General features: G+C 70.6%; 17 protein-coding genes and 1 pseudogene. 5 read left to right on the top strand and 13 right to left on the bottom strand.

Annotation, left to right across the window (positions count from 1 at the left end):
* Positions 1 to 112 precede the first annotated feature (112 nt).
* The 11 genes and pseudogenes from ACWGJB_RS03135 to ACWGJB_RS03085 form a co-directional block, all read right to left on the bottom strand.
* A complete protein-coding gene (locus ACWGJB_RS03135; protein ID WP_453378530.1) occupies positions 113 to 1,261 on the bottom strand; it encodes a hydrolase in 1,149 nt (382 codons plus the stop codon).
* 39 nt (positions 1,262 to 1,300) lie between these two features.
* Entirely contained in the window at positions 1,301 to 1,825 is a 525-nt protein-coding gene (locus ACWGJB_RS03130; RefSeq protein WP_360474479.1) for a flavin reductase family protein, read from the bottom strand.
* A complete protein-coding gene (locus ACWGJB_RS03125; RefSeq protein ID WP_453378529.1) occupies positions 1,822 to 3,531 on the bottom strand; it encodes an NAD(P)/FAD-dependent oxidoreductase in 1,710 nt (569 codons plus the stop codon). The genes ACWGJB_RS03130 and ACWGJB_RS03125 overlap by 4 nt, the downstream gene beginning before the upstream one ends.
* 90 nt (positions 3,532 to 3,621) lie before the next feature.
* Complete coding sequence (locus ACWGJB_RS03120) at positions 3,622 to 4,251, bottom strand: antibiotic biosynthesis monooxygenase family protein (protein ID WP_453378528.1); 630 nt, start codon at positions 4,249 to 4,251, stop codon at positions 3,622 to 3,624.
* Between the two features lie 51 nt (positions 4,252 to 4,302).
* Entirely contained in the window at positions 4,303 to 5,214 is a 912-nt protein-coding gene (locus ACWGJB_RS03115; RefSeq protein ID WP_453378527.1) for an MBL fold metallo-hydrolase, read from the bottom strand.
* Between the two features lie 151 nt (positions 5,215 to 5,365).
* Complete coding sequence (locus ACWGJB_RS03110; protein WP_453378526.1) at positions 5,366 to 6,841, bottom strand: cation:proton antiporter; 1,476 nt, start codon at positions 6,839 to 6,841, stop codon at positions 5,366 to 5,368.
* A gap of 156 nt (positions 6,842 to 6,997) precedes the next feature.
* Positions 6,998 to 7,780, bottom strand: coding sequence for an AfsR/SARP family transcriptional regulator (locus ACWGJB_RS03105; RefSeq protein WP_453378525.1), 783 nt, complete (start codon positions 7,778 to 7,780; stop codon positions 6,998 to 7,000).
* A gap of 416 nt (positions 7,781 to 8,196) precedes the next feature.
* On the bottom strand, positions 8,197 to 8,889 hold the full coding sequence (locus tag ACWGJB_RS03100; RefSeq protein ID WP_453378524.1) for a response regulator transcription factor: 693 nt from the start codon (positions 8,887 to 8,889) through the stop codon (positions 8,197 to 8,199).
* 202 nt (positions 8,890 to 9,091) lie between these two features.
* Complete coding sequence (locus ACWGJB_RS03095; RefSeq protein WP_453378523.1) at positions 9,092 to 9,229, bottom strand: hypothetical protein; 138 nt, start codon at positions 9,227 to 9,229, stop codon at positions 9,092 to 9,094.
* Positions 9,230 to 9,637: 408 nt separating this feature from the next.
* Positions 9,638 to 10,822, bottom strand: coding sequence for an acyl-CoA dehydrogenase family protein (locus ACWGJB_RS03090; RefSeq protein ID WP_453378522.1), 1,185 nt, complete (start codon positions 10,820 to 10,822; stop codon positions 9,638 to 9,640).
* A 230-nt stretch (positions 10,823 to 11,052) separates the two neighbouring features.
* A pseudogene (locus ACWGJB_RS03085) lies at positions 11,053 to 11,256 on the bottom strand (BTAD domain-containing putative transcriptional regulator); the annotation flags it as partial.
* Between the two features lie 163 nt (positions 11,257 to 11,419).
* Here ACWGJB_RS03085 and ACWGJB_RS03080 point away from each other — a divergent pair.
* Positions 11,420 to 11,578, top strand: a complete 159-nt coding sequence (locus ACWGJB_RS03080) for a hypothetical protein (RefSeq protein ID WP_453378521.1) — start codon at positions 11,420 to 11,422, stop codon at positions 11,576 to 11,578.
* Positions 11,579 to 12,186: 608 nt separating this feature from the next.
* Here the strand turns inward: ACWGJB_RS03080 and ACWGJB_RS03075 are convergent.
* Positions 12,187 to 12,450 (bottom strand): hypothetical protein, encoded by a 264-nt coding sequence (locus tag ACWGJB_RS03075; RefSeq protein WP_453378520.1) that lies wholly within the window; start codon positions 12,448 to 12,450, stop codon positions 12,187 to 12,189.
* A 407-nt stretch (positions 12,451 to 12,857) separates the two neighbouring features.
* Entirely contained in the window at positions 12,858 to 13,847 is a 990-nt protein-coding gene (locus ACWGJB_RS03070) for a helix-turn-helix transcriptional regulator (protein WP_453378519.1), read from the bottom strand.
* Between the two features lie 95 nt (positions 13,848 to 13,942).
* Here ACWGJB_RS03070 and ACWGJB_RS03065 point away from each other — a divergent pair, with 95 nt between their 5' ends.
* From ACWGJB_RS03065 to ACWGJB_RS03050, 4 genes are all read left to right on the top strand, one after another.
* Positions 13,943 to 14,341 (top strand): VOC family protein, encoded by a 399-nt coding sequence (locus ACWGJB_RS03065; RefSeq protein WP_453378518.1) that lies wholly within the window; start codon positions 13,943 to 13,945, stop codon positions 14,339 to 14,341.
* Between the two features lie 108 nt (positions 14,342 to 14,449).
* Positions 14,450 to 15,841, top strand: coding sequence for an MFS transporter (locus tag ACWGJB_RS03060; protein WP_453378517.1), 1,392 nt, complete (start codon positions 14,450 to 14,452; stop codon positions 15,839 to 15,841).
* A gap of 208 nt (positions 15,842 to 16,049) precedes the next feature.
* On the top strand, positions 16,050 to 18,860 hold the full coding sequence (locus ACWGJB_RS03055) for a discoidin domain-containing protein (protein WP_453378516.1): 2,811 nt from the start codon (positions 16,050 to 16,052) through the stop codon (positions 18,858 to 18,860).
* 236 nt (positions 18,861 to 19,096) lie between these two features.
* Complete coding sequence (locus ACWGJB_RS03050; protein WP_453378515.1) at positions 19,097 to 22,654, top strand: choice-of-anchor D domain-containing protein; 3,558 nt, start codon at positions 19,097 to 19,099, stop codon at positions 22,652 to 22,654.
* Positions 22,655 to 22,752: the final 98 nt, after the last annotated feature.

The following is a 22,752-nucleotide window of genomic DNA, read 5'->3' as shown; positions in this document are numbered from 1 at the left end:
GCGATTTTTTTGTTGTATCTCCTCTGCAAGCTCAGACTAACTCTCCACGCCGCGGCGGCCCACCCCCTCCCCGCGCCCCCCCCCCCCGCCCTGAGTCGTACGGTCGACCGGGTCAGGCCTTGAGTACCTGGTCGACCCAGCCGCGGGCGGCCGGCTCGAACTGCAGCGCCACGTGGGTGGAGATGGCGGTGACGTCCCGCCAGAGCCGCTGCATCGAACCGGAGACCGCCTGCCCGCGGGTGCCGGACTGTCGGAAAAGCCGGTCCACCGCGGTCACCGACAGATCGACGGCAAGGGCGCAGTCCCGCAGGTTGCGGGTGGTGTCCAGCGGGTGGGTGGCGGCGCCCTCGTCAGCGAGCCGGGCGGCCCGCTCCAGCAACAGCCGGGCCGCGTCCACCTCACCGGCCGAGCGGGCCAAGGCCTGCTCGGCGGAGCCCCGAACGCCCTGCACCCCGGTGGTGCCGGGCAGCTGCGGGGCGTGGCCGACCTTCTCGGCGAAGTACGCCGAGAAGGCGCGGACCATGCCGAGCGCGGCGCCGACCGCCGGCGCGGCGAACATCAGACCGTTGACCGCCTGGAGCGGGGCGCGATGGCAGGGCGCCGCCACCCCGCCCCAGGCCTCGCTGGTGCGCCCGGCGAACAGGTCGGCCCGGTCGAAGGAGAGGTGCTCGGGCACGAACACCTCGTCAAGGACCAGGGTGTTGCTGCCGGTGGCGGCCATGCCGACGCTGTGCCAGGTGTCCTCGATCCGGTACGCGGGGCGTGGCAGGGCGAACAGCCGTGCCTCGCTGCCCGTCCCGGACTCCACCAGGCCGCACATCAGCGCCCAGTCCGAGTGGGCGACGCCGCTGATGTACGGCCAGCGGCCGGCGACCAGCCAGCCGCCGGGGGCCGGCCGGGCGGTGCCGAACGGTGTCACCGACCCCACCAGCACCGCGTCCGGGCCGGCCGCCCAGATCTTCGCCTGGCCCTGCTCGGGCAGGAACGCCCCCGCCATCCGGGCGATCGAGGCGATCAGCGAGGCGCACCAAGAGCTGGCGGGGCACTCCCCGGCGATCACTTGGACGGCCTCCACCAGTTCGGTGAAGGAACCAGCGGTGCCGCCGACCGCTGCGGGGGCGAAGTGCCGGGCGAAACCCGCCCGGACGATCTCCTCCAGCACGGCGGGGTCGAGTTCGCGGGCCCGTTCGGCGGCCTCGGCACGGTGGCCCGCGGTCGCGGCGATCGCGGTCGCGGCGGTGCACAACCCGGCGGTGGGCATCTGTCTTCTCCTCACTACTCCGGTACTGCTCGGGTGCTGTCAGGAGGCGGCCGGCAGCCGGTGGAAGGTGTTGCGGAAGAAGGTCAGCGGCCCCTCCTCGCGCTGCACGGCCAGGTCGATCACCTCGCCGATGACGATCACGTGGTCGCCGCCGTCCACCTCGCGGTCGATCCGGCACTCCAGGTAGGCCAGCGCGTCGGGGATCACGGGCACGCCGGTGATCCCCGGCCGGGTGTCGGCCTTCGCGGTGTGCCGGGTGTGCCGGCTGGCGAAGGACCGGCACAGCTCCTCCTGGTCGGCGGCCAGGATGTTCACCGCGAAGGCGCCGGTCCGCCGCAGGACCGGCAGTTCGCCCGAGTCGTTGTGGATGCAGACCAGGATCAGGGCCGGGTCGAGCGAGACCGACGTGAAGGAGTTCACGGTCAGTCCTGCGGCCCGCTCCGTGCTGCCGCTGGTGATCACGGTGACGCCGGTGGCCCAGTTGGCGCAGACGCTGCGGAGCGCCTGCGGGTCCACCAGGGCCGGGTCCGGCTGCAGCAGGCTGGCCGCGCGACGTTCGCTCATGCCGCACCGTCGAGCAGCGGGTCGACGAACAGGCCCTGGCTGCCCTCGGAGATGTCCTCCGCCTGAGCCAGCGTCAGCAGTACCTGCCCGGTGTGCAGGCCGTCGCTCTGCCAGTCGTCGGGACGCAGGCTGATCGCGTACGGGTTGACCGGCACCTCCGGATCCGGAGTGACGCCGAGTCCGCGGGCGGCCCGGTGGAAGATGGCGACCGCCAGCGCTTCGGCGACCCTGACATCGCGGGAGATCTCGGCGGCCAGTTCGTCGTCGGTGTAGTCGACGACCAGGGTGGCGTGGCTGTCCTTGATCGCCTTGGCCGGCACATAGGCGTTGGCCGGGCCGTCGGTGACCACCTTCTCCAGCTCGTTCCAGTCGCGGAAGATCTGCTGGATCCGGTCGTTGACCGCGTACAGCTTCTCGATGTCGTCGCGCACCCGCCGCATGAACGCGTAGTCCAGGAAGCGGTCCTTGACGAAGACCAGCACCACGCCGACATGGTTGAGCATGGCGTCCCAGCACAGCTTCGGCACCATCACCGCGGGGTTGCCGAAGGCCGGGTAGTGGTCCTCGACCTTGGAGAGCACGAACTGGAAGGTACGCAGGTGGAAGTCGTTGTAGAACTCCAGCCGCTCGGCGATCTCCTCGCCGGCGAAGTCCCGGGTGACCAGGTCGGTGGTGACGCTGTTGCCGTAGCCGATCATGTCCGAGCCGGGGGAGTAGAAGGCGTCCACGAAGGCGCCGGCCTCGCCGACCAGCATCCAGCGATCCGGCGAGTACACCCGCTCGGTGCTGAAGGCGAAGTCCTTCAGGGTGATGAAGTCCGCGATGTCGCCGGTGCGGCCGTCGACCACCTCGGCCAGTTGCGGCTCGTTGGCGCGCAGCCACTCCTGGACCTTCTCGAAGGTCTGGATCTCCTCGTACGGGTGGATCCGCGGGTCGGCGCAGACGCCGACCGAGATGTGGTCCGAGCCCAGCGGGATCAGCCACACCCAGTAGCCCTCACCCATCAGGTGGTTGGTGGAGAACTTGCGGATGCCGGTGCGGTTCATCCGCTCCATCCACCGCGGGTCGTCCTTGCCCCACTCCTCCAGGTCGATGCCGCCGGTGAGGCGGAACCAGGAGGCGTTGATGGTGTGCGACACCTCGCGGGACAGGCCCAGCTTGCGCTTGACGAAGTGGGCACGGCCGGCCGCGTCGACGAGCCAGCGGGCGGTGATCGAGCGCCGCTTGCCGCCCTGCGTGTAGGACACCGTGTGGTCCTCGTCGCCCTCGCGTAGTTCCACGTCGGTGATCGAGGCGCCCTGGCGCAGGTCCACGCCGGCGTCCAGCGCCATCCGGGTCAGCTCGTTCTCGAAGCGGCCGCGGTCGATCTGGTAGTTGTTGTGCGCCGGGAAATCCCGCGGGCCGAGCTCGATCCGCTTGGTGAGGTCCTGGTTTCCGCCCGCGGGCTGGAAGAACCGCAGGCCGTTCTTCTTCAGGTGGAACTTCTCCAAGTGCTCCTTCATCGCGACGACCTCGGCGAAATAGTGCGCGCCCGCAGGCACCGTCGACTCGCCGACCTTGAACGCCGCCTCCGGCGCCAGGCCCTCCCGTTTGTCGAGGATCACCACGTCCGTCTCCGGACGGGCCTTCTTGAGCTGGACCGCGAGCGTGAGACCCGCGAGCCCGCCGCCGAGGATCACCACATCGGTCGTAGCCTGATCCACCATCGCTCCTCCTGCTGGTAACAAGTCGTCAAGAAGTCTGTGGGGGCGCTCTCGCGGCCCGCTCAAGCCCGCGTGGAAGCGGCCGGCCGAGGGTCAGAGCACCTCGGCGACCACCTCGAACAGGCCCGGATTGGCCGTGGCGTACGGCGGGTTGACGGCCTTTCGGGCCTGGAACTCCGGGTCGGCCTGCAACGCCTTCCACACCTCGGCACTGGCGTAGTGCGCGACGTTCACCAGCGGCAGCGAGGCATCGGCGACCGCCCGGTGCATGCGGAAGTCGACGAAGCCCGGCGACTCGCTGGCCCGCTGCGCCCGGGGCCGCCACGCGCCCAGGAACTCCTCGACCCGCTCGTTCGGCAGCTCGAAGGCGTTGACCATGGTCACGCCAGCGCCGTCCGGCCGCTGCTCGGACGCGACTTCGGCGATCACCCGGTACACCCCCCGGTGGACGGTCTTGGCGTACTTCTCCGCACCCGGGCCGTCCTGCTCGCGGGCCGCCGCGGCGGCCAGGTCCGCGGCCGTCGCCCAGTCGGCCACCGCGACCAACTGGAAGCGGTGCTCGGCGCGCAGCGCCCGGTGCAGGCGGGCACCACGGAAGCCGGGCGCGGTGCGCAGCAGCTCCAGGTGGGCGCGCCAGTCCTCGATGAACACCTCGGTGTTCTCGACCGGCGCTTCGAGTACCGCGATCAGGGTGACCGGGCCGCTCTCGTGTTCCGTGCTCACGTGTCCGTCCTCTCCCCGTGGGACATCCCGCGGGAATCGTTGTGTATGTCGTCAGGCGTGACAGGCGGGGAAGCCGCCGTGCAGCTCCGCCATGCCGCGGACCATCTCGTCGACGCCGGCGAAGTCTTCCGGGCGTCCGCCGCGCAGTTCGCCGTAGGCGCGGTACAGGTTGGGCACCAGCCGTTCGGCGTCCAGGAACCCGGCGAACTCGCCGAGGTCGGCGGCGCGGGCCGCCGCCAGCGGGTCCAGCCTCTCGGCGAGGCCGGCCTTGGCCAGGTCGAGCAGCCCGGCCAGGTAGCGCTCGGTGGTCGCCAGCAGCTCCGGGCCGCCGACCGGGCCGTGTCCGGGCACCACGGTGGCCGGTTCGAGGGCCTGCAGCCGGGCCACCGCGTCGCGCAGGCCGCTGACCGAACCGGTCAGCACGAACGGGGTGACCGCGTTCATCACCAGGTCGCCGGCGAACAGCACCCGACGCTCCGGCAGCCACACCACCGTGTCGCAGGAGCTGTGCGCCGGGCCGAAGGCGCGCAGCCGCGCCTCCTGCTCGCCGATGCGGAGCGTGAGTTCCTCGGCGAAGGTGATCTGGGGCGCCGCCGGTTCGACCGCGCCCCAGTCCACGTCGGGCCACAGGGTGGTCAGATGCAGTCCGGTGCGGACTGCCTCCTGCCGGGTCCGCTCGGCGGTCACCACCACCGCTTCCGGGAAGAGGTGGTTGCCGAAGGTGTGGTCGCCGTGCGCGTGGGTGTTGACCAGCAGCCGCGGGAGCTGCGGCGCGGTGTCCGCGACCAACTCGCGCAGCCGCCTGGCCCGGGCCTCGGTGGCGGCGGTGTCGATCAGCAGCGCGGTGCCGCCGTCGACCACCAGCCCCGCGTTGTTGAGGCACCATCCGCCGTCGGGTTGCAGGAAGGCGTGAACCCCTTCGGCGATCTCTTCGAGTCTCGGTGCACCGGTGAAAGCTGCCATACGGCCACTGTCATCCGGTGCGCTCGACGGCCGCTCGAAGCGGCCCTGATCACGGGGCGGGGCGCCGTCGGTGTTCGGGCCGGGCATCACCGGGATCTGCCGGATCAACCCGCCGGCGCGGGTGTTGCGCTGGAGATCCCGCCCCCGGTTCTCATTGCTGACGGGTCCCGGCCGTTTCCTGGGCCTGGGTGGGGACTTCGGCCGGGGACAAGCCGCCTCCGAGGGGCTGCGAGAGCCGGTCGAGCCGCAGCAGACGCAACAGCGGATCGGTCGCCACGGTGGTCACGAGGGTCATCACCACCAGCACCGCGAAGAGCCGGGAGTCGATCACTCCGAGCGACAGGCCCACATTGAGCACCACCAGCTCCGTCAGGCCGCGGCAGTTCATCATCACGCCGAGCCCCAGGGACTCCCGGTGGCCCTCACCGGCCAGCCGGGCCGCCGCGAACGTCCCCCCGATCTTGCCGGCCACCGCCACCAGCAGCACGAGCGCCAGCACACCCAGCGCAGACAGCGAGAAGACCGACTGCAGCCGGGTCTGCAGGCCCACCGCGGCGAAGAAGAACGGCAGCAGCAGCCACAGCGCCAGGCCCTCGGTCTTGTGTGCGAAGTCCATCACCGTCCGGGAGGATCGCGGCATCACCACGCCCGCCAGGAAGGCGCCGAAGATCGCGTGCACCCCGAGCATGTTGGTGACCACCGCGCAGATCAGCACGAAAGCGGTGATCAGCGTGCCGATCGGCAGCACTCCGCCGCGTCTGCTCTCCAGCAGCCGCAGCACCTGCGCCAGCGCCGGACGCACCACGAACCACAGCACCGATGTGAAGGCCACCACCTCGGCCACGGCGACCAGCACGCCCAGCGGCGAGTCGCTGCGCACCTCGGCGACCACCACGCCCAGCGCGCACCAGGCGGTGACGTCGCCGACGCCGGCCATCGCCAGGCCCATCGCGCCCAGCCGGGTGCCGATCAGCTCGCGGTCGGACAGGATCCGGGCCAGCACCGGGAACGCGGTGACCGACACCGACAGCGCCACGAACAGCAGGAACGGTGCGGTGCGCACGCCGTCGGGCTGGTAGTCGCCGCGCAGCCGCAGGGCGACGAACATGCCCAGCAGGAACGGCACCGCGAGCGCCGCGTGCCCGGCGGAGAGCACCTTGCCACCGAGCCTGCGCAGCATGGTCAGAGGCATCTCCAGCCCGATCAGGAACATGAAGAAGACCACGCCGACCTGCGCCAGGTTGTTCATGACCGGTGTCACCGCCGCGGGGAACACCTCTTTGGAGACACCGGGTGCCAGTGCCCCGAACACCGAAGGACCGAGCAGCAGGCCCGCCAGGATCTCGCCGACCACGGGCGACTGGCCGACCGCCCGGGCCACCAGGCCCAGCAGACCCGCCGCCGCGACCACCACGGCCCCGGCCACCAGCACCTGGCCGACCAGGTCGGCCGGCTCGGTCGGCTGCGGTGCTCCGGCGGTCTCTTTCACCGGGTGACTGACGCCGAATCTCAGCAGCAGGAGTGCCAGCGCCACCGGCACCAGGACCAGCAGGCCGTAGCTGACCACCGTGCGTGCCGTGCCGCGAGAGCGGGGCGGGCCGCCCTCCGGTTCTCCCTCGACGGACAAGGATGGATCATGCGCCATTGCCAGGGTTCTCCTCACAGGACGATGACTGTGTCGCCGCCCGGGAAGAGGGCGGCGCGGCGGGTCCGCGGGCAGCCGCGGGCGGCCCGGGACGGAGGGGTCGCTCCGTCCCGGACCTGTCGGGTGGGTGACGGCGGGTCAGCCGGTGCGCAGCAGGGCGGTCACCGAGCCGCCGTGTACGCCGTTGAGCACCTCGGCCTGCAGCCGCTGCACGTCCGGGGTCGGCTCCAGGCCCAGCTCGGTCTTGAGTACCTTGCGCAGGTCCTGGTACGCCCGTAGCGCCTCGGCGCGGTAGCCCGCCGCGCGCAGCGAGTCGATCAGCTGGGCGTGCAGCCGCTCGTTGAGCCGGTGCTCAGCGACCAGCGACCGCAGTTCGGGGATCAGCTCCTGGTGCCGACCGAGCCGGGCGTCCGCCTGGATGCGCAGCTCCAGCACGCGCAGCCGCAGCTCGCACAGGTGCGCTTTGTGCTGGGTCAGCTCCGGCCCGAGGTTGATGTCGGCCAGCGCCTCGCCGCGCCACAGGCCGAGTGCCTGCCGCAGCCGTTCGGCGGCCTCGGCGACGTGGCCCTGGCGCCACAGGCAGCGGCCCTGTTCGGCCAGGGTCAGGAAGCGCTCGGCGTCGGTCCGCACTGTGCGCAGTTCGTAGCCCGGTGCCTTGGTGACGATGTCGGAGCGCCGCTCACCCTGCGGAACGGAGTCCAGGATCCGGCGCAGCTGGTAGACGTAGGTCTGCAGGGTGGTGGCCGCACTGCGCGGCGGCCGGTCGTCCCACAGTTCGGCGAACAGAGTGTCGGTGCTGACCACCCGGTTCGCGTTGAGCGCCAGCAGCGCCAGCACCGCCTTCACCCGTGGTGCGGTCGGTGCCAGGTCGCGCCCGTCGGCGATGACCTCCAATTGCCCGAGCACATTGAACGTGATCACGATCTTTTCCCCCGTTCACAGTTTTCCCGTTCACCTCGAGGCGGAATCGATTCACTTTCAACAACTTGCCTACCGAGTCCGCGGAGACAACAATGCCCTTCTAGTGAGCCGCGCACCACAATCTCCCAAGCCCCCCTCGAGCCTTGCTTGAGTCCTCGGGAACACCGAAAGGAGTAGGTCGAATACTCCTTTGGATATCACGGTCGCGAAGCCCCACCATGAGCAAGTAAAATCAGGTACACCAATTGTGAATTCCTTATTACCGACCCGTCCGCCCGACAGGAAAATCAGCTAAAGGGGAAATATGGGGTGGTATGTCGAAATTGCACCGAGAGTTGACGTGCAGGGACTCCCTGTCTGTCGTCGGTACGCAGTGGTGCCTCTTTGGGAGCAGTGTTCAGGCCACCCGTGGCGGTTCACTGGCCGCGCCGCGCCGCCGGGGGCTGGATGACCAGAGCGTTGATCGCCTTGTTGACCGCGTCGATGCGTGAGGTGGCGCCCAGCTTCGTGAAGATGTTGCGCAGGTGACGCTTGACCGTGGCCTCGGTGATGCCCATCCTGGCCGCGACCTGACGGTTGGTCAGCGCCTCGGCCACCAGGGTCAGCACCGCCAGTTCCCGCGCCGACAGCAGGTCGGAAGGGGGCACGTCCCGGGCCGGCTCCGCGCTCCGCTGCGGCACCGCGGCCTCCGCCCGTGCGGAGCCCGACGGCACGGTGATGGTGACCGTTTGCTGCTTGGTGCCCGCGATGTCGCGGACGGTCGACAGCAGCAGGCCCTGGCTGACGCTCTTGTGCAGGTAGGCGCGCACGCCCAGGTCCAGCAGTCGCTGCATCAGCAGCAGGTCGCTCTGCGTGTGCAGCACGACGATGCCCACCGGGTGGCCGCAGTCCAGCAGTTCACGCACCGTCGACGTCGGGTCCGGGCCAGGCGTCCCGATGTCCAGCAGCACGACGTCCGGCCGGCGCTCGGAGACCGCCCGCACCGCGGACGGGCCGGAGTCGACGCCGTGCGCTTCCAGGTCCGGCTCGGAGTCCAGGACGTGGCAGAGGGCTTCGCGTGGCAGGCGATGGTCGTCTACGACGACTATGCGCACAGGTTCCGGAGTCACCTACCCTCCGAAGGTGTCCTCGGTGAACCGGTGAGCGCCCGGAATCCGCACCGGCCTTGACGCCCGGAAAAACGGAAAGGTGAATTCCACCTCGGCCGGCGATTGCCCGTTGTGCCATCGACTTTCACATCTCCCCCTGGATTCCGGTAATCCGGGTTTCAAAGTCTACTGCAGTCGCAACTACGGGAGCCTGCAGCCGCAGTCACGGCAGCCGGTGGGCCGCGCCGTAGACCGGCCTGACGACGAGCGGTATGAACAGGTACTGGATCCCGTGGCAGGACAGCGGGACCAGCGCGTTCGCGGCGGGGCTGCCGACGTGTTTCCACGACTGGGCCGTCATCGCCCTGGCCGGGCCCGGCCAGGGCTGCCACGGGCCGCTGACCCTCCGGACCGCTTCTCCGGCGAACTCGCCCGGCGCCGCCGCTCATCATCCCAACGGATGCCGTTGACCAGGCTGGTGCAGGTCGCTGGATGCGGACGGCGGATGGAAGAAACCTGGCTTTGCGCCTTCGTGCCGCGCCCGGCCAGAGCTGTGCGCAGCTTCGGGTTGCTGCCGTGGACCTCGTCCCCGGCGACCGGCCGACGTGGGGCCCGACCCCGTGCCGGGCGACGGTGCCCGCAGCGCCGAGTTCGGTCGTGCGCGGGGTGATCGAGGCCCGATCGACCTGCCGGCCGCACGGTGCGCCGGTCCGTCCGGGCCGCTCGTCGAACAGCGTGTACTCGGTGTGGGCGCCGGTCCAGGCGTCCGTCAACGGTCGTCCGTCAACGCCAAGTGCCAGGCGCGGGACTGGATGATCTCCGCATCACCGGACCCCAGCAGGTGACCGCCGTACGCGCTGCCCGCGGTGTCGAAGCGCAGGGCGGTATGGCTCGCCGCGCAGTGCACGTCACGCCAGATGCGCTGGAGCGGGTCGTCCTGCGCCTGCGCGCCGCAGCCGGCCGAGCGGAACAGCCGTTCCACCGCGTCGACCAACTGGTCCGCGGCCAGCGCGCAGTCCCGCGGTGCACGAGCCGGTTCGCCCTCGTCGCCGAGCCCGTCGTCGCCGGTCTGCGCCACCCGGCGCAGCAGCAGGGCCGCGCTCTCGATCTCGCCCTCGGCCCGTGCCAGCACGCCCCGCACCATCGGGTTGTCCCTGGGAGCGAGCGGCCCCCGGGCGGGCTTGCCGGCCAGCCGCGCCGACCAGGCCCGTACGGCCGCACGCGCCGCTCCGAGCGCGGGGGCGGCAAACAACGTGCCGCTGATCGTGCGCAGCCGGGCGGTGTGGCACGGTGCGTCGGACCCGACCGCCCGGCCCTGCCAGATGTCGCCGCGCGCGACGGTCCGGTGCTCGGGGACGAACACCCCGTCCGCGACCAGGGTGTTGCTGCCCGTGGCCCGCAGACCGACGTTGAACCACGTGTCCACGACCCGGTAGTCCCGGCGTGGCACGGCGAAGAACCTGGCCACCGTCCGCTCCCCTCGGGGCACCAGCGCGCACACCAGCGTCCAGTCGGCGAAGTCCAGACCGCTGACCAGCGGCCACTCCCCGGTGAGCCGCCAGCCACCGGCGTCGGGGGTGGCGTGCCCACTGGGATTGAGCGCGCCCGCGATCACGGTCTCGGGGCCGGCGGACCACAGCTCGCGCTGCCCTTCTTCCGGGAGGTACACGCCCATCCGGGCGGCACCGGCGATGACCGCGGCGATCCAGGCGGCGGAGGTGCAGCCCTCGCCCACCGTGGACACCGTGTGCAGGAGTTCCCCGAAGCCGCCCGCCCGGCCGCCCCAGCGAACCGGCACGAAGTGCCGTGGGAAGCCCGCCGCGACCAGAGCGGCCACGACCTCGCCGGGCAGCCGCCGCGCGCGGTCCGCGGCCACGGCGTGCCGGGCGGCCAGCTCGGCGGCCTCCCGCACCTCGCTGGCCGTGTCGGTGGGGGTGAGTACGAAGCCGGACATGGGCGCTGCCTCCTTGCCGCTGGGCTTTGGTGTGACACCTCAACCTCGCTGGAGGCGCTGGAGGAGGCTTGGGGAACTCCTGGAGCGACCCGGTTGGAATGGCCTCGGATGGACTCGACGACGCAGTCCTGTTCGGCAGCGCGCGGCCGCGCCGCTTCGGTGACACGGCTGCCCGCCGGATCACCGGGCGGGCGGACTGGCGAGACCGGGGCCCCACTGAGGATCGCGTGGTGCGGTCGCTGCAGTCGGGACGTGCTCTGGACACCGAGTTCGTCGCTGAGCCTGCCGCGGACCTGGCGGAACACCTCCAGCGCCCGCCGAGCGCGCCCGCCCGCAGAGGTGTCCGGTTCCGTGCTCAGCGGCGCGATGAGCGCCGTCCCGATCAGGTGCTGCCCTCGGCCGGCAACACCCGTGTCACCCGATCCACTTCCCATGGGCAGCCACCGCGGTATTCGGAGTTCCACCGGTCGCGTCCGGGGACGGGTCAGCGAGAGAGGGGTGAATCTCGGGCCTGTCGCCCGCTCGAACGGGCCTCCGTCCGGACAGTTGACGATGGGTGAGATCGAAGATGCTCCCCAGGAGGTCGGTCAAGGAGGTGTGTTCGCCCATGTCCAGCCCGACGGAGGCCGGTGTCCCGACAACGCGGGCTTGATCGTCTCGGGCGTCCGGTCCACGCGGGTGGACACCGCCGCGACCGAGTTCCGTGCCCGGGCGCCGCGCGCCGTGACGGGCCCCGTCGTCGGCGGCGGCCCGTAGTCCGTGGTCAACGCCCAAAGACACGGGGGACACCGGAACCGTACCTTCGGCAAGTTCGTCTTCCCCGAGCCGGTGGTCGTCGGACACGAGGAGGTGCACGCGGAGAGGGCGACGATCGGCACGCGTCCGACCGGCCTGTGGCCTGATGTCCGCTCGGGCGACCTCCAACTGCGCCTGACCGAACCCGCCTTCGGCGGTCGGCCCATCCCGGTCGCAGACTCCCTGCACGCACTGACCGCATTGCGTGCGCTGGGTCCCCGTAAGGTCCGCACCGGCCACGGGCCGGTGGCGGGGCCGGAGGCCGTCGACGAGACCGAGGAGGGCCTGCGCCTGCTCCGGCGCCCGGCCCGGGCGGGCCTCGCCGCCGCCGTACCCACCCCGCTGGGCATCGCCCGCGAGAGGCCCCTCGGCCCCGAGGCCGGCCGGCTCGACTCCGAAGGCCTGATGCCGAATCGGCACCGTACCTGTGCGGAACTCCGGGGAGCGGTCCCCGGCAGCCCCGTCGGCATGGGCGCACCCTTCGCCGGCATGGTGGCGTTCCACGGACGGCTGCCGGTCCACCCCGCCCGACCCGCCCGTCGTACCCGCGGCGAAGGACTGACTCCGCTTCATGCGCGCGCCGCCGGCTCAACGGCGCTGTCCGAGGCACCGAACACTCCCCGCGGGTACAGCAGCGGGCGCCGGGGGCCGACCCCGACCCGTTCCGTCCGTCCCAGGAGGCACATCGACAACAGGGGCGGGCTGGCACAGACCGTGCTGAGCGCGTTGGGGAGGAAGTCCTGCGGTTCGCCACGGCTGGCCGCCGTCACCACCGCCACGCCGGGCGTCACCGATCCGAGGAATTCCTGGAACGCCGTCACGCCCATGGGCATGTCACCTCCGCAGCATCGCGTCCGCCGGGCCACCCCCGGTGGCCTCAGATACTCGTCCCGGATGCTGGAGGGCGGCTTGATCTGCGGTCGACTCGCCCTGCGCGCTCAGCGGAACCGCCCCCCGCCACCTCCTGCCTCCCCGGTGTCCGCCACGGGTTCCTGGACGGGAGGCCGGGTCCGACGGTCCCGTAAGGTCGTGCAGCTCACCCAAGGTGGTCGAGAAGCGTCTGGGCGTGCCGCGAGTCGGCCGGTGCGATCGGTACGCGGACCATCGTCGAGTTCGGTATGGACGTGTCCCGGAGCCACCCGCCGAGCACGCTCCGCCGACAGCAGCAGAACGGCGAGCCCAACTTGTGCAGAGTCGTAGGCGGGCCTCCCACTGGCGATCACTTGGGCTGCCTTCGCTGTCAGACCTGGCGGGCGTAGGACGCGAGGCGGTCGGCGAGCGCGACGACGAGGTGGCGCAGTTCGTCCGGGCGCTCGACGACGAAGGGCCGGTCCAGTGAGGCGAGTACCGGGGCCAGCCAGTCGAGCCGCTCCGCCCGTAGTTCGACGCGCAGCCATCGCTCGCCTGCCCCGGCCTGGTCCTCCGCAGGCTCGTACTCCTCCAGGCTCGCGACGGAGGCGGGAAGGCGGGCGCGGATCTGCTCGACCGTCCCGTGGATCCGCAAGGTCACCTCGTACCGGTACTCGGCCGTCGCGAACCCGGACAGCACGCGCTGTGCCGGACCTGGACCCGGGGGCGCCTCGAAAGAGCCGGGCAGGGTCCTCGCGTCCGCGATGCGATCGAGCCGGAAGGTCCGGTCCTCGCCGATCCGGGCGTCCTGGCCCGTGACGTACCAGCGGCCCGAGTGGGCGACGATCCCGTACGGGTGCAGCATGCGTTCGCTGCGCTGTCCTTCGCGGTCGGCGTAGCGGATCGAGACCGGTCGGCGGTGACGCACCGCATCGGCGACGGTGAGCAGGACACCGGCGTCCGGGATGTCGAAACCGCCGGGCTGCTCCGTGAACTCGAGAGTCTCCAGGAGCGCGTCGAGCCGGCGGGCGATGTGCCGGGGCAGCACCCGCCGGATCTTCGCCGACGCCGTCTCGTTCGCCGTGCGCTCCGCCGTCGTCAACCCCGCCCGGCGGCCGGCGACCAGACCGAGCAGCACGGCCAACGCCTCGTCGTCGCTGAGCATGAGCGGAGGCAGGCGGTACCCGGGGGCGAGCCGGTACCCGCCGTAGCGGCCGCGCACCGATTCCACGGGCACGTCCAGGTCGATCAGCTGGTCCACGTACCGCCGCACGGTGCGCCCTTCGACGCCGAGCCGGTCGGCGAGTTCGGCCGTGGTCCGGGTGCCGCCCGACTGCAGCAGCTCCAGGAGGGTCAGCACGCGGCCGGTGGGGCGAGGCATGCTCACAATTTAGCGCGAATACCGGACCGATTCTGTCCACTATTTTTCCTAGCCTGCGCAGTGCACGCCTTCAGCACAGCAGCCAAGGAGATCCCATGGAGTTCGTCTCGATCCGCATCATCACCGGCGACGTGGCGCGCCTCGTCGAGTTCTACGAGCGAGCCACCGGGGCGCGGGCGACGTGGGCCACCGCGGACTTCGCCGAACTCCGGACCGCGGGCGCGACCCTCGCGATCGCCGGCACCCGCACGGTCCCGTTGTTCGCCCCGGGCTCTGCCCGCCCGGCGGACAACCGCAGCGTGATCACCGAGTTCCTCGTCGACGACGTGGACCGCGTGCACCGGAACCTGACCGGCTTCGTCACCGATTTCGTCACCGAGCCCACCACGATGCCCTGGGGCAACCGGTCACTGCTGTTCCGCGACCCCGACGGCAATCTCGTCAACTTCTTCACCCCGGTCACCCCGGCTGCCATGGAGAAGTTCGCACGCTGACGCCACCCGCAGCGGCTCACGCGGGAGCCCTGGGATCCCCGTTCCACCGAATACGTCCCTTACTGTGAGTTTTCGTGTCATATCTCGCGTGCCGAGGGACGGGATGGAGTGGGGAGCGTGGCGTTCGCGGAACCGGCCCCGTCGTCCGGGCGCCGGTCCTGGGCGCCGCTGCTGGCGGTGTGCGCCGGGTATTTCATGGTGATCCTGGATGTGACGGCCATCAACGTCGCCGTGCCGGTGATCGGCCGGGAGTTGTCGGCATCCCTTACCGGCATCCAGTGGATCACCGACGGGTACACCCTGGTCTTCGCCGGGTTCCTGCTGACCGGCGGCGCGCTGGGCGACCGGCTGGGCAACCGCAGGGTCTTCTGCTCGGGCGTCGCCGTCTTCACGCTGTCCTCGGCCGCGTGCGCGCTCGCGGTGAACACCCCGTTCCTGGTCGCGGCCCGGCTGGCGGAGGGGCTCGGGGCGGCTCTGATCGTGCCCGGTTCCCTGGCCCTGCTCCAGCAGGCATACCCGGCGCCGGCCGCACGCTCGCGGGCCTTCGGGCTGTGGGGTTCGATGGCCGGCACCGCGGCCGCCGCCGGCCCGCTGCTGGGCGGGCTGCTCGTCTCCACGCTGGGCTGGCGCTGGGTGTTCCTCATCAACCTGCCCGTCGGCGTGGCCTGCCTGGTGCTGACGTCGCGGCACGTGGCACGCTCGCTCCGGCGCGCCGACCGGGCCCTGGACTGGCCGGCGCAGTGTGCGGTGGTGGCGGCCGTGGCGCTGCTGACCGCGGCGCTCAACGAGGCCGGACGGCGGGGCTGGTCCGATCCGGCCGTTCTCGGCGGGGTGGTCCTGGCCGTGCTGGCCGCCGCGGCGTTCGCGGTACGTGAGCGGCTGGCCCGCTCTCCCGTCCTTCCGCCGAGCCTGCTGCGGTCCCGCGCGATGAGCGGTGGCGCCGCCATCGGCCTGCTGTTCAACTTCGGTTTCTACGGCATGGTGTTCACCGCCAGCCTGGAGTTCCAGCACCAGCGCGGTTTCAGTGCTCTCGGCACCGGGCTGGCGCTGTTCCCGGCGGTGGTGATGACCATGTTCGCCTCCGTCCTGTCCGGGCGGCTGACCCGCCGTACCGGTGACCGTCCGCTGGTGGTCGCCGGCATGCTCCTGGCCGCCCTGGGGCTGGCCGGCTGGGCCGGGGCGGGAGCCGACCCCGGCTACCCGCTGCTGGTGGCCCCGATGATGGCCGCGGGGTTCGGTACCTCCTTCGCCCTCACCGGTTCGACCGCCACCGTGATGGGTGCCGCGCCTTCGGCGTACTCGGGCGCCGCCTCCGCCCTGTTCAACACCACCCGCCAGATCGGCAGCGCCACCGGCGTCGCGCTCGGCGGCAGCCTGCTCGCCACAGCCACCGACTACAGCACCGGGCTGCGTACCAGCATGGCCATCGGCGCGCTCGCCTACCTCGTCGCAGCGGGCCTCGCGTGGCGGTGCGTTCCTGCGCTGCCGAAACGGACCTGAGAACGCCCACACGCCGGCCCGGAGATCCGCTGCTGCTGGGACTTCCGGCCATGTGTCGCGGACATGACATCCGTGATTTGCGGGCTTTGGCCAGAAACTTGCAGAGACTTGCATGATTCATTCTTTACTTCGTCAGAATCTAGCGGGCTGCAGGAGGGCTCTGTACGGTCGGGGCGCCAGTTCCCCACACACCGTTGAGGAGCTCCAGATGCTGACGATCTTCAGACCCCGGCGGCTGGCGGTGGCCGCCGTCGCCGCGGTCGGCGCGATGTGCGTGTCCGTATTACCGGCCGCCGCCACACAGGGGGCGCCGCCGTCCAAGGCGCCCCGGCAGGCGCAGGCGCAGGCGCAGGCCGCCGCGGCGGCGGGCGCGGCAACGCCGTTCTCGGTCTACGAGGCCGAGGCGGGAACGCCGGCCGGGGGCGCGGCCGTCCGGTCGCTGACCTCGGCGCCGACGACGCAGTACTCGAGCGCGGCCCTGGAGGCGTCGGGCCATTCCTATGTCCACCTGGGCGACACGGGCCAGTCGGTGCAGTGGACGAACACCACCGGGCAGCCGATCTCCTTCCTCAACGTCCGCGCCAGCATCCCGGATTCGGCGTCCGGCGGCGGTGCCACCGGGACGCTGAACCTGTACGTCAACGGGGTGTTCCGGCAGGCCCTGAACCTCAACTCGCGGCAGAGCTGGGTGTACGAGGGCAACGGCAACTACAACACGAGCGACAACCAGAACCCGGCCGACGGCGACCCGAGGGTCTTCTGGGACGAGTCGCACACCTTCGTCACCGGGTCCCCGATCCCGGCGGGCGCCACGTTCTCGCTGCGGAAGGACTCCGCCAACAGCGCGTCCTTCTACGACGTGGACTCCGTCGACGTGGAGAACCCGCCCGCGCCGCTGACACAGCCGGCCAACTCGATCTCGATCACCAGCTGCGGCGCGGTGGCGGACGACAACCCGACCAACGGCGCGGCCGACGGCCAGTCGGTGGACAGCCGGGCCGCCATCCAGAACTGCATCGACCAGGCCCAGCAGCAGGCAAAGACCCTCTGGATCCCCCAGGGCACCTTCTACGTGAAGGGCACCGCGGGACTGAACGCGCAGGGGATCACCATCGCGGGCGCGGGCCTGTGGTACAGCACGGTCTACCGTGACGTCCCGGTCCCCAACAGCACGCCGCTGGCGGCCCTGTTCGACCTGACCTCCTGCACCGTGCGGAACTTCCACATCGACGCCAACGCCGTCAGCCGGAGCACCATCGGCGGGGACGGCGGCGGGATGGACACCACCGGCACCGACTGGCTGGCCGACGGCATCTGGACCCAGCACACCATGTCGGGCTTCTGGGCCTCCGGCACCGGCGGGACGGTGAGGAACAGCAGGCTGACGTCGATCTGGGCGGACGGGATCAACGTCAACAACGTGTCGCTGGGCGCGGACACCGGCCACGACCTGACGGTCACCGACAACTTCGTCCGTGGCACCGGGGACGACGCGATCGCCATCAACTCGGTGAACTACAACACCAACGGCGACGGTTCCAAGACCTACTACAACCCGATGACCAATGTCACCGTCAGCGACAACACCTCGATCGCGCCGTGGGGCGGCAAGGGTGTCGGGATCTACGGGGGCAGCGGCCACCAGGTCAAGGACAACTACATCAGCGACACGGCCCGCTACATCGGTCTGGGAGCCGGCCGCTTCGGCGTCAACGGCAGCGACCTGCTGTCCGCGACCGTCACGGGCAACACCGTGGTCCGCTCCGGCGGCAACGCCTACAGCCAGGGCCAGCCCGCCCTGCACATCGGCAACGGCGGCGACGGACAGAACACCGGGATCGTCGACAAGGTCACGGTGACCGGCAACACCGTCAGCGACTCCCTCTACGACGGGATCGGCTTCTCCACCTCGACCAACACCCTGCTGCAGGACAACACCGTCAGCGATCCCGGCCGCAACGGCATCGCGATCTCGCCGTCGTTCTACCCCGCGCCGACCGGTTCCGCGACGATCACCGGCAACACGGTCACCGGGCTCAGCGCCGGTGCCTCGGCCTTCGTCAACAACTCCACCGGGTTCGTCGCCACGCTGAGCGACAACCACTGGCCGCCGGCCGCTCCCGAGGGTCCCTACGGCGGCACCCCGGCCGCCGTACCCGGCACGGTGCAGGCGGAGGACTACGACACCGGCGGCCAGGGGCTGGCCTACAACGTCACCTCCGTCAACGGCAATGCCAACGCCTACCGCGCCGACGGGGTGGACCTGGACAACACCTCGGACACCGGCGGCGGCTACAACCTGGGCTGGACCGGCGGCGGACAGTGGTTCCGCTACACCGTGGACGTCGCCACGGCCGGCACCTACACCCTCGGCCTCCGCGTCGCGGCCCCGTCCGCGGTGACCGGCGCGCTGCACCTGTCGAACGCCGCAGGCACCGACCTCACCGGAGCCGTCGACCTGCCCGCCACCGGTGACTGGCAGACCTGGGCCACCGTGACCACCCACGTGACCCTGCCCGCCGGCCGGCAGACCCTGACGCTCGACCAGGACACCGGCGGCTGGAACATCAACCACCTCGTCTTCGCCGCGACGACCGACACCCCCGGGACCAACCTCGCCGCCGGCAGGCCCACCAGCGAGTCCAGCCACACCGACGTGTACCCGTCGTCGAACGTCACGGACGGCAACCAGAACTCCTACTGGGAGAGCGCCAACAAAACGTTCCCGCAGTGGGTCCAGGTCGACCTGGGCGCGGCCCGGACCGCCTCCCGCGTGGTCCTGCAACTGCCCGCCGCCTGGGGCGCCCGCACCCAGACCCTGACCCTCGGCGGCAGCACCGACGGCACCACCTTCACCACCCTGAAGTCCTCGGCCGCCCACACCTTCGACCCGGGCACCGGGAACACCGTCACGCTTACCTTCCCCGCCGCCACCCGGCGCTACTTCCGCGTCACCGTCACCGCCAACAACGGCTGGCCCGCGGGCCAGGTGTCCGAGTTCCAGATCTGGACCTCCTGACCCCGTCCTCCGCCGGTGCCGGGAGTAGCCCCAAGACGGCACATTAGATCTTGCGGGCTGGATTTTTATTGTTGCAATGCTCTGTCTAGTTCTTGCGTGTCCATGTCGAGGATATTACGGTCCCACTCGCGTCGTTACCGCCTCCTGTCTCCCCCCTCTCTCATTGCGTCCCGTCCCTCCCTTTCTGGCGGTGTCAGCGGCACAGTTCCGGCATTTCGTGATCAAAGGAGTGGCAAGTGTTCCATTCCATCCGAGATCTGAGACGAGCCCTCGTCTGGGCGGTCAGCACCGCGATGCTGACTGTCGTCGGCGTCTTCGCGCTCGCCGTCCAACCGGCCGCGGCGGCGACCGCCGCCACCGGTGGCAGCGGTGCGAGCCTGCCGTACGTCGAGGTGCAGGCGGAGAACTCCGCCGGCAACGGCACGCCCATCGGACCGAGTTACGCCCAGGGCCAGCTGGCCGACGAGGCGTCGTACCGCAAGGCGACGACGCTGCAGGGCACCGGCCAGTACGTCACCTTCACCACGCCGGTGGCGACCAACTCGATCAACTTCCGGTACAGCATCCCCGACACCTCGGGCGGCTCGGTCTACACCGCCGCGCTGTCGCTGTACATCAACGGCGTCAAGCAGCCCGACTTCACCCTGACCAACGCCTACAGCTGGTACTACGGCAGCTACCCCTTCACCAACACTCCGGGCAGCAACCCGCACCACTTCTACGACGAGGCCCACCGCCTGTTCTCCACCACCTATCCGGCGGGCACGACCTTCAAGCTCCAGGTCGACGCGGGCGACACCGCCTCCTCGTACACGATCGACTTCGCCGACTTCGAGCAGGTCGGCGCCGCCCTGGCCGCGCCCTCGGGAGCGGTGTCGGTGACCAGCAAGGGCGCCGACTCCACCGGTGTGAGCGACGCGACCAGCGCGTTCAACGCCGCGATCAGCGCGGCAGGACCCGGCGGCACCGTCTGGATCCCGCCGGGCACCTACAACATCCCCGGGCACGTCAGCGTCAACAACGTCACGATCGCCGGCGCCGGCATGTGGTACTCGACCGTCACCGGCACGGCACCCGGCTTCTACGGCAACTCCGCACCCTCGGCCAGCACCGGCGTGCGTCTCCAGAACTTCGCCATCTTCGGCAATGTGCAGGAGCGCAACGACAGCGCCCAGGTCAACGGCATCGGCGGCGCGATGAGCGACTCGACCGTCTCCAACCTGTGGATCGACCACATGAAGGTCGGCGCCTGGATGGACGGGCCGATGGACGGACTGACGTTCACCGGCATGCGCATCCGTGACACCACCGCCGACGGCATCAACTTCCACGGCGGCGTCACCAACTCAAAGGTGACCAACAGCGACATCCGCAACACCGGCGACGACGGCATCGCCACCTGGGCGGACTCAGGTATCGGCGCCGACGCCAACGACACGATCTCCAACAACACCGTGTCCCTGCAGATCCTCGCCAACGCCATCGCGATCTACGGCGGCCACGACAACACCGTCAGCGGCAACCGCGTGGTGGACACCGGCCTCGCCCAGGGCGGCGGCATCCACGTGGGGCAGCGCTTCACGTCGACGCCGGTCGGCACCACCACGATCTCCGACAACACCATGGTCCGGGCCGGCAGCCTCGACCCCAACTGGCAGTTCGGCGTGGGTGCGTTGTGGTTCGACGGCAGCCAGGGCGCGATCACCGGCCCCATCAACGTGACCAACGCGCTGATCCAGCAGAGTCCGTACGAGGCGATCCAGTGGGTCGAGGGCACCATCAGCGGGGTCAACCTCAACAACGTGACCATCGCCGGCACCGGAACCTTCGCCCTCCAGGAACAGACCGGCGGTGCCGCCAAGTTCACCAACGTCACGGCGACCGGTGTCGGTAACTCGTCCCCCGTGTACAACTGCTCGGGCGGCAACTTCGTCATCACGGATGGCGGCGGCAACTCCGGTATCAGCGGCACGCCTTACTGCGGTGGCTGGCCGGCTCCGGTCTTCCCGCCCTACCCGTCCGAGGGTGTGACGGCCACCCCCGGTGCGCTCAACTTCGGGTCGGTGGCGACCGGTTCGACCAGCGCCGCACAGACCGTGACGGTCTCCAACCCGACCAACACCGCCGCGGCCGTCTCGTCGATCTCCGCCGCTGGCGACTACTCCCAGACCAACACCTGCGGCTCGTCGATCCCGGCGAACGGCTCGTGCACCGTCAGCGTGAAGTTCACGCCGACGGCGACCGGCAGCCGTAGTGGATCCCTGACCGTCAACGCGGGCGGGACCACCAGCACAGTCAGCCTCTCCGGCACCGGCACCGCGCCGGGCCCGGTCCTGAACACCGACCCGGCGAGCCTGTCCTTCGACGGCACGGTGGTCGGCTCGTCGGCCCCCGCGCAGACGGTGACCGTGACGAACTCGGGCACCGCGTCGGCGACCGTCTCGGGAGTGTCGGCCTCCGGCGACTTCAGCCAGACCAACAACTGCGCCACCCTCGCGGTCGGCGCGTCCTGCACGGTGAACGTCGGGTTCAAGCCCACCACGGGCGGCACACGCAACGGCAACCTGACCATCACCAGCAACGCCAACAACAGTCCGACCGTCGTCTCCCTGACCGGCAGCGGCATCGACAGCACCACCAACATCGCTGCCGGGCGGCCGGCGACAGCGAGTTCGAGCAGCAGCCCGTACGTCGCCTCGAACCTCACCGACCCGGACGCCTCGACGTACTGGGAAGGCACGAACGGATCGTTCCCGCAGTGGGCCCAGGTCGACCTCGGCCAGAACTACGGCGTCGGCAAGGTCGTGCTCAAGCTCCCGCCGGCGACGGCGTGGTCGGCCCGCACGCAGACGCTGTCGGTGCAGGGCTCCACGGACGGCTCCAGCTTCTCCACGATCAAGGCATCGGCCGGGTACACCTTCGACCCGAGCACCGGCAACACGGTGACCATCACGTTCAGCGCCGCCACGGCGCGATACGTGCGGGTGAACATCACCGCCAACACGGGCTGGAACGCGGCCCAGTTGTCGGACTTCGAGGTGTTCCCCAGCGGCGGCGGCTCCTCGCCGGCGACCTTGTCGGCCAGCCCGACGTCGTTGTCGTATCCCACCCAGGCGCTCAACACCTCCAGCAGCGCGCAGACGGTCACGGTGACCAACACCGGAACCGCGGCCGCCACCGTCTCGGGCATCACCGTCACGGGCGACTTCTCGCAGACCAACAACTGCGGTACGTCGATCGCGGCGAACGCCTCCTGCACGGTGAACGTCACGTTCAGGCCCACCGCGTCCGGCACCCGCACCGGCGACCTCAGCATCGCCAGCAACGCGTCGAACGGCACGACCACGGTCGCGCTGACCGGCACCGGTGCGGGCGCGACCAGCCGGAACCTGGCAGCCGGCGCGGCCACCACCGAGTCCAGCCACACCGACGTCTACCCGTCGTCGAACGTGACGGACGGCAACCAGGGCACCTACTGGGAGAGCGCCAACAACGCCTTCCCCCAGTGGGTCCAGGCCGACCTCGGCTCCGCGCAGAGTGCGAGCCGCGTCGTCCTCCAGCTCCCCGCAGGCTGGGGCGCCCGTAACCAGACGCTCTCCCTGTCGGGCAGCACCGACGGCTCCAGCTTCACCACCATCAAGCCGTCGGCCACGTACACCTTCGACCCTGCCACCAACAACACGGTCACCATCACGTTCACCGCGACCACCCAGCGCTACGTCCGGGTGAACATCACGGCGAACAACGGCTGGCCGGCCGGTCAGATCTCCGAGTTCCAGGTCTGGAACACCTGACCCGACCTGACGGTGGCCCCCCGCCCCGGCCCCCCCCGCGGGACCGCACCCCCCACGGCCCACCACCACACGTCTGCACATGGGGGTGAAACCCCCAG

The organism is Streptomyces sp. NPDC054813, from assembly GCF_053611365.1.
This window is presented reverse-complemented; position numbering and strand designations above follow the sequence as displayed.